General features: G+C 57.3%; 13 protein-coding genes. 4 read left to right on the top strand and 9 right to left on the bottom strand.

Annotated elements, in window-relative coordinates:
• Positions 1-279 precede the first annotated feature (279 nt).
• Positions 280-1,470, top strand: a complete 1,191-nt coding sequence (locus tag QMZ18_RS07505; RefSeq protein ID WP_282605657.1) for a M12 family metallopeptidase — start codon at positions 280-282, stop codon at positions 1,468-1,470.
• 22 nt (positions 1,471-1,492) lie between these two features.
• On the opposite strand, the gene QMZ18_RS07500 is transcribed toward QMZ18_RS07505, so the two are convergent.
• The 9 genes from QMZ18_RS07500 to QMZ18_RS07460 all read right to left on the bottom strand — a co-directional run bounded on the left by QMZ18_RS07500 (position 1,493) and on the right by QMZ18_RS07460 (position 10,588).
• A complete protein-coding gene (locus QMZ18_RS07500; RefSeq protein ID WP_282605656.1) occupies positions 1,493-1,954 on the bottom strand; it encodes a pyridoxamine 5'-phosphate oxidase family protein in 462 nt (153 codons plus the stop codon).
• Positions 1,955-2,077: 123 nt separating this feature from the next.
• Positions 2,078-2,764 carry an RraA family protein gene (locus QMZ18_RS07495; RefSeq protein ID WP_282605655.1) on the bottom strand — a complete coding sequence of 229 codons (687 nt, stop codon included), beginning with the start codon at positions 2,762-2,764 and terminating at the stop codon, positions 2,078-2,080.
• A gap of 54 nt (positions 2,765-2,818) precedes the next feature.
• Entirely contained in the window at positions 2,819-3,688 is an 870-nt protein-coding gene (locus QMZ18_RS07490; RefSeq protein ID WP_282605654.1) for an MBL fold metallo-hydrolase, read from the bottom strand.
• A 48-nt stretch (positions 3,689-3,736) separates the two neighbouring features.
• Positions 3,737-4,735 carry a YCF48-related protein gene (locus tag QMZ18_RS07485; protein ID WP_282605653.1) on the bottom strand — a complete coding sequence of 333 codons (999 nt, stop codon included), beginning with the start codon at positions 4,733-4,735 and terminating at the stop codon, positions 3,737-3,739.
• A gap of 235 nt (positions 4,736-4,970) precedes the next feature.
• The gene (locus tag QMZ18_RS07480) at positions 4,971-6,026 is read right to left on the bottom strand and encodes a D-TA family PLP-dependent enzyme (protein WP_282605652.1); all 1,056 of its coding nucleotides are present in this window, start codon (positions 6,024-6,026) and stop codon (positions 4,971-4,973) included.
• Positions 6,026-7,495: a M81 family metallopeptidase gene (locus tag QMZ18_RS07475; protein ID WP_282605651.1), complete on the bottom strand. Its 1,470-nt coding sequence runs from the start codon at positions 7,493-7,495 to the stop codon at positions 6,026-6,028. Before QMZ18_RS07475 ends, QMZ18_RS07480 begins: the two co-directional genes overlap by 1 nt.
• 140 nt (positions 7,496-7,635) lie before the next feature.
• Positions 7,636-8,691 carry a DctP family TRAP transporter solute-binding subunit gene (locus QMZ18_RS07470; protein ID WP_282605650.1) on the bottom strand — a complete coding sequence of 352 codons (1,056 nt, stop codon included), beginning with the start codon at positions 8,689-8,691 and terminating at the stop codon, positions 7,636-7,638.
• 113 nt (positions 8,692-8,804) lie between these two features.
• Positions 8,805-10,085 (bottom strand): TRAP transporter large permease, encoded by a 1,281-nt coding sequence (locus QMZ18_RS07465; protein WP_282605649.1) that lies wholly within the window; start codon positions 10,083-10,085, stop codon positions 8,805-8,807.
• 2 nt (positions 10,086-10,087) lie between these two features.
• Positions 10,088-10,588, bottom strand: a complete 501-nt coding sequence (locus QMZ18_RS07460) for a TRAP transporter small permease (protein ID WP_282605648.1) — start codon at positions 10,586-10,588, stop codon at positions 10,088-10,090.
• A 178-nt stretch (positions 10,589-10,766) separates the two neighbouring features.
• Between QMZ18_RS07460 and QMZ18_RS07455 the strand changes: the two genes are divergently transcribed.
• The 3 genes from QMZ18_RS07455 to QMZ18_RS07445 all read left to right on the top strand — a co-directional run bounded on the left by QMZ18_RS07455 (position 10,767) and on the right by QMZ18_RS07445 (position 13,817).
• The gene (locus QMZ18_RS07455; protein WP_282605647.1) at positions 10,767-11,156 is read left to right on the top strand and encodes a RidA family protein; all 390 of its coding nucleotides are present in this window, start codon (positions 10,767-10,769) and stop codon (positions 11,154-11,156) included.
• Between the two features lie 38 nt (positions 11,157-11,194).
• Positions 11,195-12,100, top strand: a complete 906-nt coding sequence (locus QMZ18_RS07450) for a MurR/RpiR family transcriptional regulator (protein ID WP_282605646.1) — start codon at positions 11,195-11,197, stop codon at positions 12,098-12,100.
• A 133-nt stretch (positions 12,101-12,233) separates the two neighbouring features.
• Positions 12,234-13,817 (top strand): peptide ABC transporter substrate-binding protein, encoded by a 1,584-nt coding sequence (locus tag QMZ18_RS07445; RefSeq protein WP_322097170.1) that lies wholly within the window; start codon positions 12,234-12,236, stop codon positions 13,815-13,817.
• Positions 13,818-13,833 lie beyond the last annotated feature (16 nt).

The raw sequence follows: 13,833 nt of genomic DNA, 5'->3' as shown, positions 1-13,833 counted from the left end.
AGCGGGGTGCACGATCTGATTTGAGTTTTATGATATCGCCAGCAGCCAGCTTTAGATAGCCAGGCGTTTGGAGTCCGGTCGTTTCCACTGAACCAGAGAAAAGCGTGAATCAGTCTCCAGTGATGACAGTTAGAGTCTGAATCATGTCCTTGATTGTTTCGATCGAGAACGAGGTACACTCGCTGCCTTTAAATGCGGCTCACAATTTTTGGGTGGAAAACAAACGTGGTTAATTATATCGTAAGCATACGAATAATATTCTGAACCCGGGGGAGAACCATGGCACGCAAAGCAAAATCCACAGCGAAACGTAAGCCGGCGGCCAAAAGCCGCGCGTCCACGAAGTCGAAAAGCTATAAGGCGAAATCCGGGGCAGGAGCCAAATCGAAGGTCACGCCAAAATACAAGAAGGCCGAGCCCAACTACGAGACGGAGGTTGCGGCCTGCGCCGTTCCCGAGGCACCGCTGCGGCCCATCGATGCGAATGTTGATCCTTTCCGTCTCTCGCTCATCCGTTCTATCGAGAAGAAGTGGGTGAACGGTACGGTGTTGAACTACTATTTCTTCGACAGCCCCAGCCGTTGGCGTGGGGCGGACTCTCAAAAGGATGCCGTGCGCGCTGCCTTCGCCGAATGGAAGGGCCTGGGTATCGGCCTTGAATTCCGCGAAGTTGATGATCCGCTGGAAGCGGAGATTCGGGTCGGCTTCGAACGCGGGGCGGGTGCCTGGTCCTATGTTGGCCGCGACGCCGTCGATCATGCTTCCGATCCGACCGAGCGTACGATGAATTTCGGCTGGGATGTCACCACGCCTTACGGGCGCGACACTGCGCTGCATGAAATCGGACATGCCTGTGGCTATCCGCATGAGCATCAAAATCCCAACGCAGGAATCGTCTGGAACGAACAGGCCGTCATAGACTACTTTTCAGGCCCGCCCAATAATTGGAGTGAAGGGCAAATCCGCCACAACATCATGCGCAAGATCGATCCCGCGCTGGTCGAAGGCTCGAGCTGGGACAAAGACTCGATCATGCACTACCAGTTCAGGGCCGGGCTGATCGCGCAACCCACCGAGTTTCAGACGAGGAACCTGATTCCGGCGCCGGGCCTCTCCAATGTCGATAAGGATAGGGTGCGAAAGTTTTATCCGCCGATCAATCGCGTCCCCGAGCTCAAACCCTATCAGTCACAGCGCATAAAAATCGGCGCCGGCGATCAGGTTAACTACCTCATAGAACCCTCGCGGAGCCGCAAGTATACGATCCAGACCTTCGGGCGCATGGACAGCGTGATGGTGTTGTTCGAGGAAGTCGATGGCACCCCGCGCTATCTGGAAGGCGACGACGATAGTGGCTCGTCACTCAACGCGAAGATCCGTCTCCGGCTTTTCAAGGGGCGTCGCTATATTGTGCGGGTTCGCCTGTATTATGCCGCACAGCAGGGCGAAGGTGTGCTGATGATGTGGTAGCTGCTGATGGGCGGTAAGTTGGTCAGGACTCCTGAAGCTTCGTAAAATAGGCCAACCATTGTTGACGAAGGGCTCCTTCCTCCGCGCCGATGTCATAGGCTGGGCTGGAGAGGGGGCCTGCAGCTTCCACCGAGATCACAACGATGCCGTTGATGAGGGTCGCGAATTCTTCACCCCAGCCGTCTATGAAGCTTGGCAGGAGCGCTGTAAACTCGTCTGTGCCCTCTTCGACGAAGCGCGCCGGACCCTTGCAACGGAATCCCTTACGCGAGAAGAGGTCGACGAAGTTGATTTCAACGAGAGGATTGTTCTGAATGTTTGCCCGCGTATTGGGCGAACGAATTTCAGCGAACATAAGATGATCGTTATCTCGCACCAGGAAGGTGCCCTTGGGCGAGAGGTTCGGTGACCCGTCCGCACAGACGCTGGCCACATAGCCGAGCTTCTGTTCGGCCACGATGCGTTTCATGTCGTCTGTCAGCATGAATCCTCGCTCCCCATTCATTGATTCCATCCACACTACCGGCATGCTCAAAGGCTTCAAAACAGCTTTAGGAAAGCCGTTGGCCACCATTAACTGTGCCGATGGCTTGGTCTGAACGCGGCGTCACATCACACCGAAGGTTTCGAAAGCTTCCGCAGCGCCCATACCGGAACGGATGGCATCGCCGACCTTGTTTTCAGCAGCGGCCTTTTCGAGCGAAAGCCGGATAACCTCTTCTTCGACGGCCTTGGGGATCGTGAGCACACCTTCGCGGTCGCCGAACAGCAATGCACCCGGTTCGATGGTGACGCCGCCGATTTCGACCGCGCAACGAAAATCGATGACTTTGCCGCGAGGGCCCTGGTCCTGGGCATAGACGCCGCGGCAGAACGCCGGGAAGCCAAGAGCCTCGATGGCATCGGCGTCACGCAGGTAGCCGTCCAATACGGCGCCGTTGGCCTGCAGATGCTGAGCCCGGGTCGACATCAATTCGCCCCAGAGTGCATAGCGCAGAGATGCGCCCGTGGCGACATAGATTTCGCCGGCTTTCATATCGTCCAGAGCTTCGAGCATCAGGCCGAAGGGCTCGCCGCTGAGGGGGCCCTTGCCGTGACCGTCGTCGTAGATATCGGCTTCCAGCACCGGCATTGCCCGGCCCGCCAGCCGCATGCCGTTTTTCAGCGGCGCGATTTCGGGAGGCAGAAACTGCCGCCGGAATCCCAGCTTGTCGAGGATGTCGCCGACCACGGCGGTAAAGAGATCGCGTTTCAGGAGCGCGAAGAGTTCGTCGTCGTTGCTGTAAGGGGCCATCGAAACTCTCCGCGCTCTGGTCAGGTTCTTCTGCGCGCCATCATGCTTGAGGAGTTAATTTCCCCGGCGATGCAGACTCACCTGACGATACACGCCTTCGATGTTGAGCGGAAGCCAGGCTTCGTGCTGGCTCCAGTCCTTGTAAGCCTCCATCTTGATCGAAGTCTTCATCTCATCCAGCGATTTGCCTTCACGCGCGGCGGCGAGGACAGCGTCGTAAAGATCCTGAATGTATTGCGCGTGATCGGCGGCGTCCTGCTTTTTGCCCATCGGACCGTGCCCTGGCGCGAGGATATCGAAGTCGATCGCATCAACCTTGCGGATCGCGCTGATCCACTCGGGGATGTAAGCATCCGACAGGCCCTTAAATGGCAGTCGCTTGACCGATATGAAGTCGACGGTAAAGAGTGTGCGTTCCTCGGGGAAGTTCATGACGATGAGATTGTCGGAATGGCTCTTGCCCAGATAGATCAGCTCGACGGTCTTACCGCCCAGCTCCAATGTCATGCGATCGGTAAAGGTGAGGTCGGGCACGGCGGTTGGACGGCCCTCGCCGATGATCGCTCGCTTGGCGTTTTCATGTGCCACGACTGTGGCGCCGGTCTCGGCGAAGACTTCGCCGCCCGCTATGTGGTCGCGGTGGTCGTGACTGTAAACGACATACCTGATCGGCTTGTTGAAGCGTTTCTTGATCTCATCCTTCAACCAGGTTGCGGCTTCGGCATTGATCGGGTCCGTGACGATCGCGCCCTCTGGCGTAATCAAAAACACCGAGTAATGAAAATTATTCTGGAAGCGGTAAAGATCCCCCGAGATCTGGGTTATCGCGCGTTTGGTGTCACCGCTCTGAGCCTGAGCTACCGAGACACCGAGGGCCAATGAGAGTATCAGGACGAGGGTAGAGAGCCTTTGAAAGAACTGCATGAGTCTTCTCCTGTGGTTTGACCGTTTATCGTCACGCCGATGTATTCGCTAACTGTCGCAAGCCTTGCCGAGATGAAGCTGTCCGAGGCTGCCGTCGCCTCCGGCGACCCAGAACGCATCACTATCGTTCGGGTCAATCGAGAGATCCTCGAGAAACGAGCCTTCCGTTACTTGAATAGCGTGATCCCAGCTCTTGCCGCCGTCGTTCGTGATATAGGCGGTGCCGCCGGCGCCGACGATAAGGCCGCAACTTTCGGAGACGAAAGCCAGCGCATTCACGATTGCCTTGAGCGGGGTCTGACCCGCTTCGGACCAGCTGCGTCCGCCGTCGGTGGTCTTTAGCAGCTGACCGCCCACCCCGGCGGCATAGCCGGTTTTACTTGAAAGAAAGGAAAAATCGCTGATGCGTTTCGACCCTTCGTAGACGCTTTGCCAGCTCTTCCCGCCATCCTCGGTGCGCAGAATACTGCCCGATGAGCGTTGATCGTTCTGCCAGGGCGTCTCCCCACCGCCGATAAGGCCTTCGTTGCCGGAAAAGAAGTGCAGGGCCCACAGCTTGGTCTTGCCACCGGTCTCAATGCGCTGCCAGGATTGACCGGCGTCGGTGCTTTTCACAAGCAGACCGTCGACGCCGACCGCAAATCCGGTTTCAGCGGACAGGAACTTCACTTCATAGAGCGGGGCCGCCTGGTTTGCTGTCGGCTGGAACGTCTTTCCGCCATCGACAGAGCGGAGGATGACGCCCTTACCGGAGGTAAAGCCTGTGCCGCCCACCGCGACGAAGGTGCGCGCGTTGAGCCTGGCGATGGCGAGCAGCAGGGGTTTGCCCGGCAGTTTTGTCGGCGTCCAGGCGTCCTGTCCGCTCTTTCGGGCATGGGCGCCGCCAGGTCCGACCGCGAGCGCGGAATTACCGTCGCTGGCGATTCCCCAGTAAGCTCCCTCAGTCCGAGCGCCATCGAAGGCGGGTGAAGGCCCTTCGTTGGACCATGCGGCCGAAATTCCGAGCGTAAGAAAGCCGGCGATGGCGAGGCTGTGTCTGAAAATCATTCCTTAGTTTATCGCAAAAGCACGGAAGCCCGCATCAGTTTGAAGCCGATTTCGTTCAAGTTCTTGCGAGCGGCGAATTCTGTTTTAGGGCCTGTTGACCATTCGGACGCCGTCGCGGCGGGTTCGAATTTTCCCAGCGATCAGGAGCGGATGGCACCGTCAGGCAAGCCTCCAACAAGGCATCCGTTACGCTGCTGATGGGAAAAGCGCCCCGTCCTAAGCGTCAACAGACCCCCTAGATCACGCAGCCCCGGGCAGCGACCTTGCGAGGGCCTTCAAGGTTATCCCCTCGGTGCAGATTCACGCGGTCCATCATATTACTGACCACGCAGCAATGGTTCGGGACGATCCGTACCCGATCTCCCACAGTCAATCGCGTCGCACCCTCGCTCGAAGTGACGCAGCCGTGTTCTTCAGACAGCGAGAGGATCGAGAGATCGTCTCTCCCCAGGACGTGACCATGTCCTTTAAGTCCCAGCAGATCAGAGGTCAGGATCTTTGATCCTGCGTCGATGACAGCTCGGTCTGGTGCCGGTGTGCTGACGACGGTTGCGAGGACCGTCAGTGCGCAGTCCTGCCAACGGCAGACGCCGCCCGCGACCAGGGAGCGATCGTTGTAGATGTAGGTCCCGACCCGATATTCCGTAACCACCGGTGCGAGATGGGCTGACCACATATCTGGTGAGCCGCCACTGGACACTGTCCCGCAGTCGATACCCGCGTCCGCGCAAAGGGCAAGAGCTTCACGCATCCAGGTCTCTACCTTTTCGGTTCCACCCACTGCTGGGTAGGTCATGAGGCCGCCAAAAGAGAGCCCCGCTGCTTCGACGATGATCTGGGCAAGTTCCATTGCTTCAGCGGGCGTTGTCACGCCGCAGCGGCGTGCGCCGCTATCGCATTCGACCAACACCGTAAGGGGTTTGGGGGCCGCCGCGAAGGTTCGGCTGAGACCCTCGACCACAAACCGATTGTCCGCGGTGACCGATAGCTTGGTTCGGTCTGCAAGGGCACGCAGCCGTTTAAGCTTGTCCGAACCGAGGATGTTGTAGGTGATCAGGATGTCGTCGAGACCTGCATCGGCCATGACCTGCGCTTCGCTGATCTTTTGGCAGGTGATGCCCATCGCTCCCGCCATGACTTGCTGCCGGGCGAACTCTCGCGTTTTGTGGGTTTTGATGTGGGGACGCAACGCAATACCGTGTTTATCGCAATAGGCCTGATAGCGTTGGATGTTGCGCTCGGCAATCTCCTGGTCGATCAGAACGGCGGGCGTATCAACCGTTTCAAACATCAGGCGGTCTCCCGTTCGGCGTGGGGGTTTTTGACGATCGGCCAGACTGGGCGGGTCAACTTCGTGTAACCGTTGGTGAGCGGATCGTTCGGATAGAGACCATCGATCGAGGCATAAAGAATGTCGGTGGCGATGGTTTCAAAGGCGCCGCGAAAATGGTTTGTCGACTTCACGATCAAGATCTTTCTCGCCGTCGGGTCGATCCCCAGGTTGGAAAAGAGGTCGGGCGAAAAGGCCTGACTACGCACCGTATTCAGGACGGCCTCGATACCGCCGATCCGGATTGCAGCGGCGTCGCCCAACGGCACGCGGCTGTCGCCGAATCTTTGTTCCGCGTCCCGGACGAGCTTCACCACCTCGACTTCAGCATCGATCGGTGCGCCTGCAGTGGCGGAGGTCTTGCCGCCAAAACGCAAGGGCATGCGGATGCCTTCACCGGCTGACATGCAGAGTCGCACAGCCATAGGATCCCAGATCGTGCCGACTGCAAGCGACTTCATTTTCCGCTCCAACGCAAGTCGGGTCAGGATCGTAGAATCGCCGGGGACACCGCCACCGGGATTGTCCCAGATGTCAGCGATAACCACTGGGCCTTTAGGATTGGCTTCGGCTTGATCGAGAGCCTCCCCGGCACTGAGCAGCTGTGGTTTGGTCCGGCCTCGAAAGCCGAAGAGCTGCATGCCGAGATCTTCCGCCAAACGGGATCCGACCGAGGCCTGGTTATCTGTGATTACAAGCAAATGGGCACCAACGTCCGGAACGTCTGCGGCCATAAAACCATGGATGACGGAGACAGAGAGAACTGAATCTTGTCCTTCCCTGGCCTTGATTCTATCCACGAAACCGCGCATGGGGTCGTGGTTGGTCGGCATGACTTCAATCATGCGGCAGTCAAAGGCGGAGAGATGTGGTCTGATCTCGCCACGCACGGCGCGCAGAGTCAAATTGACACAGGCTTCGGCGCAATCGACAAAATCCGTATGTGGAAATTCCTTGAAGGCGATGAGAATGTTGGCGGCATCGAGACGCCTTTTTGTTAGATGACTGTGGGGGTCGAGAGTTGCGCCGATCACGACGTCCGGGCCAACGATCTCACGGATTTGCGAAAGCAAATCGCCTTCGCAGTCATCGTAGTCCTGGGCGACCATTGCCCCGTGCAGACCAAGGATGACCGCATCGAGGGGCAGGGCGGCGCTCAACTGTTGCAGTATTTCGTCACGCAAATGTTCCCAGGTTGCCCGATTCACAAGGCCTCCGGGCTCTGCCCAGGTCGCGGTGCCTTCGATCAGAGTCCAGCCTTCCTCGCCTGAACGGCGGCGGCAGACAGGGAAGACGGCGCTGCAGAGAGTTGGCGTGTCAGGATGGTCGCCCGGCGCGGCATAGAAACTCTCCGTGAAATCGGTCATGTCCGTTTTCAACGGCGAAAAGGTATTGGTTTCGGTGGCGACGGAAGCGCAAAAAATGCGCATTACAGATCCTCATTGTGGTCGGGACATGGGCTGGAGTGCGACCACCCCTGACGGTAACGGTCGACCGGCCTCTAATTCACTGAAGAAGAGGTTGAGCACGGCGGAGGCTGCGATTTTGAAGCGCAGCCTCCATTGGATGCCTACTGCATGTAACGCTTGGCGTTGGCTTTTGTGACTTCGGCCTGGAACATCTCCAGGAGTGTCACGCCATCTTTGCCGAGCGTCTCCTCGACGTGCTTCAGAACTACGGGTTGAGCCGCTGCCTTGAACTTGTCGCGGTCAGTGGCGGAGAGAGCCGAGACCTCGATCTTATCCATCAGGCCCGCAAGTCCGCGGTCCGATCCCTCGATGATGCGGCTGAGGCCCCGGCTGGCGGTCACACAGGACTCCGCAGCATAGCGGATGGTGCGCTGCTCGTTGTCGCTCAAACCGTCCCAGAAGCTCTTCGACAGCATCAAGGTGTAGGGTGAGAAGAGATGATTGGTCAGGGTCATATACTTCTGCACCTCGGCGAACTTGGCGAAGGAGATGATCGGCACTGGGTTCATTTGCCCGTCGATCACACCCGTCTGCAGGCCGGAGTAAACTTCACCCCAGGCCAGCGGATAGGCTTCGCCGCCAAGCGACTGGATGATTTTCTGATGTGACGGCAAGGTCATGGTGCGGATGCGCACGCCCTCAAAGTCTTCCAGAGTTTTGATCGGCCGTTTGGAGTTGGTAACCGCGAAGAAGCCGCCGGTGTCAGGGAATCCTGCAACCACGACGTCGCCCAGTGAGGCTTCTATGTCGCGAGCCAGAGCATTGCCGAACGGGCCGTCAAAGACGTCGTAAGTGGCCGCGTTGTGATCGAAAGCGAAGGCCAGATTCAATACATCGATGCGCGGATAGTAGGACGCGATTGCCCCGGTTGAGGTGAGCGTGGCCTGGATCACGTCATCCCTCACCATCTGCACATGCTCCTTGGCAGAGCCAAGCTGGTTCGAAGGAAACACTTCAACCGTAATCGAGCCGTTAGTGTCGGCTTCGACGATATTCGCAAAAACAGCCGTACATGCGTGAGCGGGGTTCTCGAAGGGATCGGCTTTGTTGTCGTGACCGAATTTTAGAACTTTGCTTTGCGCGACAGCACTACCGCTCGCCGAGACGAGCAGGGTCGAAACTGCAATGGCAGTGCCGAGAAACTTTAAGGCTTTCATTTATACCTCCCGATTTGATTTCTTTCGTCTGCGACTGTTCGAAGGCTCGGTTCTCGCGGAACCGATGGGGACCTTCCCGGCAGGTCGTCACCGGATGTTGGTTGCGGACTTCATCATGCGAAACCCAGGAATCTTGGGATGAGCAGCGCCATGTCTTCCCAAAGGGCGAAGACGAAAAGGATGGCCACCTCTGCGATCAGGAAGGGCCAGAGCTTGGCGGCAATCCGTTCAAGCCGTTCGCCGGTCACCGAGGATAATACGAAGAGGCAGGCGCCCACCGGCGGTGTCATCAGTGAGATGTTGAGCGCCAACACGAAGACGATACCTGCATGTATCGGGCTCATGCCGATCTGCTCGGTCAGGGGTACCAGGACCGGCGCCAGGATGATCAGGATTGCGGTGATGTCCATCACCATGCCGATAATCAGCAACAGGCCGATGACCAGGGAAATAATGATGTAGGGATTGTCGGAGATCAGTAGAAATGCCTGCGCGATTTGTTGCGGAATCTGATTGAAGCTGAGCCACCATCCGAGGATTGAGGCGAAGGCGATGATCACGAAGATCACACCCGTAACCCGCGCCGTACGGATCAGCATATGGATAAAGTCCGCTACCGTGATCTTACGATAGACGAATACGCCGATGAAAAGAGCATAGGCGACGGCGATGGAAGCGGCTTCGGTCGGTGTCACGATGCCGCCCAGAATGCCGCCTAGGATGATGACCGGCATCATGAGCGCCAGGAGCGATTGACGGAAAATCTTCGCCAGCTCCCGCAGCTTCGCGCGCTTCTCGCTTTTGGGCAGATTGTTGGCGGTAGCCCCGATTGCGATCACGATCATGCAGGCAAGACAGATGAGAAGACCGGGTAGGACACCGGCGGCAAAGAGGCCGCCGATCGAAACGCCCATCAGCGACCCATAGACCACCATCAGACCCGAAGGCGGGATGGTTGGGCCGATGATCGAGCCGGCGGCGGTCACTGCGCAGGCATAGTCGCGCTTGTAACCGCGCTCGACCATGGCCGGAACGAGGGTGCGGCCGAAGGCGGCTGCATCAGCGGTGGCCGCGCCGGTCAGGCCGGCGAAGAAAACCGAGGCCAGCATATTTGTGTGTGCCAGACCGCCCCGGAAGTGGCCGACCAGGGCTTGGGCGAGGTGGACAAGCCGACTGGTGATTCCGGTATGGTTCATGATCTCACCCGCCAGGATGAAGAACGGCATGGCGAGGAAGGGAAAGATGTTGAGGCCGTTGAAGATCTTGCTGGGGCCGAGGGCGAGAAACTTGTCGCCGCCCATCTCGAACAGGCCCACGACACCAGCCGCGCCGATGGCAAAACCGATTGGCAGGCCGAGGAGAATAAGTCCGACGAATACCAGAGCGATTAACATCTTTAGGCCTCCGCCTGCCCGCTGAGACTTTGGGTGCCAAGATCGCGAATGGCGGTGAGAAAAATTTGGATCATTGCCAACGCTGCAGAGGTGGGAATTGCGGCAAAGGGCAGCGCGAGAGTCATGCCAAAAATCATCGCCTGGCGCGAACCGCCGCCGCTGGCGAAGCTGAGGCCGAACCAGGCAATATATAAAAACAGCAGGAAAGCTACGGCATCCATGGCAACCAGGACGCTTCGACGAAGCGGAACAGGTATGCGTTCGATCAAAATAGAAAGGCCGATGTGCTCGCGCCGGGCGATCCCGCAGGAGACCGCCAACAGTGCGGCCCAGATCATCAGATAGCGCGCCACGACCTCGGGCCAGGGGAGCTGCCAGTGCACGAGATAACGGTCGATGACACCCAGCCACACATCCAGAACCAGAAGGACCATGAGAAGAGCGACGATCCGCTCGATCAGCCAGTTCAGCTGTTCGCTTAAACGGCCAGCGGTTTCGCGCATGCTCCCCTCCCTCTGTCAATATCATGTAGTTTTTCTACATTAATCCGATATTGAGTTGGCTGTCTAGTGCCAAAATTTAGAAAATTACTCCCCATATGTCGTCATCGGTGGATTGATCGGCAATCAAAAATGTAGTTTAATTACATTATCAGCAGCACAGAAATTAAAGGAAACAAACATGAGTATCGACTTTATCGGCGCTGAGCGCAGTGGCGCTGGTGGCCAGTCTCTTCCTTTTTCACCAGCCGTACGCGCAGGGGATTTCGTTTTTATTTCCGGGCAGGTCGCCATGGGCGAAAACGGTGAGATCGTTCCGGGCGGGATTGAAGTGCAAACGCGCCAGACCATGGAGAATGTGCAGAAAGTTCTGGCCTCAGCCGACTGTGATCTCAACGACGTGGTCAAGGTGAATGTCTGGCTGGACGACACGCGTGACTTCTGGACTTTCAATCGAGTCTATGCATCGTATTTTCCGAAGAATAAACCGGCGCGCTCGACAGTGCGCTCTCAGTTGATGGTTGACGGAAAAATCGAAATCGATGTCGTGGCTTACAAACCCCAGAAGTGAGTCGGGCGCAAAAGTGAACGAAATGAATGACAGCGCCCATGACTGAGGAACAGGCAGCGGCTAAAGCTGGCCGGCCAATAGATATCATCCTCAAGCTTCGAAACGTCGTGGACAGTCTGTCTGCGAGCGAAAAACAGGTTGCCGCCTTCATTCTCGACGATCTCGAGCGGGCGACCCTTACCACGGTTTCGGGTATATCCGAGGCGGTCGGGGTCAGCGAACCAACGGTCATTCGCTTCTGCCGTAGCCTTGGCTGCGAAGGTTTCAAGGATTTCAAGATCAGGCTGGCGCGCAATCTGGCTGTCAGTCTGCAGTACATCAACCCGAAGGCGCGTGCGGCTAACGACCGCCCGGCCTTTTCTGATCTTGTGTTCAGCTCTCTGGTCGATACGCTCAAAGTTGCTCGGGACCAACTGGATGCGGAGATTGTCGATAAGGCCGCGAAGGCGATCGATAGCGCTCGGCAGGTCGCTTTTTATGGTGTTGGCGGTGGTTCCTCGATCGTTGCCCAGGACGCAGCGAATCGTTTTTTCCGGTTTGGCGTCATGGCGACTGCCCATTCCGACGGATACCTGCAGCGTATGCAGGCCTCCACTTTCGGCGAGGAAGATGTGGTGGTTGCGATTTCTGCGACCGGGCGGCCGCAGGAGCTGATCGACAGCCTCACTATCGCCAAACAATATGGTGCCACGACCTTGGCTCTGACCAAACCAGGATCGCCTCTGACTAAGGTCTCCGACGTTGTTATTGAGCTGAACCTGCCGGAGCACCCGGAAATCTTTAAACCCACAGCGACTCGTTTGGTCTTTCTTTGCGTGATCGACGTGCTGGCCACACAGGTCGGTTATATGCGGGGCGAAGAAGTTCGGGAAACTCTTCGGCGAATCCGCTCATCGCTCTCTTCCTTGCACGAAACGATTGATCCCCAGCCCATCGGGGACTGATCGAGTCTTTCTCCTTTCCGGTTTACTGAGACGTATCTGTGTTTTTTTCGCTATTGAGCGAAAAAGGCCTGAAACGGCAGCTGGCCTTGTCGTATGGTGGCTGCAACTCACAACCAGAAAGGGAGTGCATGAGATGCCTAAAAACCGTCTGGGAACGTTTTTCCTTAGTGCTTTCGCCGCGATGTTTTTTGTCGCGCCTGCTTACGCAGCCATGCTGAACCTCCATAACGGCGGTGATCCTTCGTCACTGGATCCGCATAAGGTCTCGGGCGACTGGGAGAACCGGATCGTTGGAGATATCTTTGAGGGCCTGATGACCGAAGACGTTGGCGCGACCCCGATGGCTGGTCAGGCTGAGAGCTGGACCATTTCCGATGATGGTCTGGTGTACACTTTCAAACTGCGGGAAAGCGCGAATTGGTCGGACGGCCAGCCGGTCACGGCTCATGATTTCGTCTTTGCGTTCCAGCGGATCATGAATCCGGAGACGGCGGCGGAGTATGCCTATCTGCAGTTCCCCATCAAGAATGCGGAAGAGATCAATTCCGGTGACATCGCCGACCTGGGACAGCTCGGCGTCAAGGCAATCGATGACAAGACCCTGGAAATCACACTCGAGCAACCGACGCCGTTCTTCCTGGGCGCACTGACCCACTATACGGCCTATCCGGTCCCTAAACATGTGGTCGAGGCCAAAGGTGCCGACTGGGTGAAGATCGACAACATCGTGGTCAACGGACCCTACAAGCCGGTTGAGTGGATTCCCGGCGCGCACGTCACCACCACCAAGAACGATAAATACTACGATGTCGCAAACCTGAAGATCGACGGTGTAAAGTTCTTCGTGCTGGAAGATCAGTCCGCAGCATTGAAGCGCTATCGCGCAGGCGAGTTCGACATCCTGACGGACTTCCCCAAGGACCAGTATCAGTGGTTGCAGGAAAATCATCCGGGCGAAGCCCGGGTCGCGCCTTTTGCCGGTCTCTACTACTATGTCTTTAATCACCGCAAACCACCGTTCGACGATGCTCGTGTGCGCAAGGCGCTTTCCATGGCGATCAATCGCGAAGTGATTGGCCCGCAGATATTGGGCACGGGTGAACTGCCGGCCTACTCCTGGGTGCCGCCCGGCATGGCCAACTCCGGCGAGTCCTCCGAGGTCGATTGGGCGGAGATGAGTTATCCTGAAAAGCTCGAAGCGGCAAAAGCCCTGATTGCCGAGGCTGGCTACAGCGAGGATAATCCGCTGCAGGTTACGCTGCGTTACAACACCAACGACAATCACAAGCGTATCGCCGTTGCCGTCGTATCCATGTGGAAAGCCTTGGGAGTCGAGGCGAAGCTCTTTAACTCCGAAGTGAAGGTCCACTATGCGGAGATCCGCAAGGGCGAGTTCGATGTCGCGCGTGCAGGCTGGCTCGCAGACTACAACGATCCTGTCAACTTCCTGGATCTTCTAAAGGGCAGCACCAGCAACAACTACGGTGCTTACAGCAGCCCCGAATTCGATAAGCTGCTGGATCAGGCGTCGCTGGAGACAGATCTGGTAAAACGTGCCAGTCTGCTGTCCCAAGCTGAAAAGATTGCCATGGGCGATAATGCAGCCGCGCCGATCTATTTTTATCTTTCGGAGAATATCGTTTCTCCCAAAATCAAAGGCTTCGAAGACAACGCCTTCGACATTCACCGCACCCGCTGGCTCACCAAGGAAGAGTAGTGAAGCCAGAAAAGAG

The sequence above is a fragment of the Pelagibius sp. Alg239-R121 genome (assembly GCF_947331435.1).
Lineage (GTDB): Bacteria > Pseudomonadota > Alphaproteobacteria > Kiloniellales > Kiloniellaceae > Denitrobaculum.
Note: the sequence above shows the minus strand (reverse complement) of the source record. Positions and strands in the feature narration are given on the sequence as shown.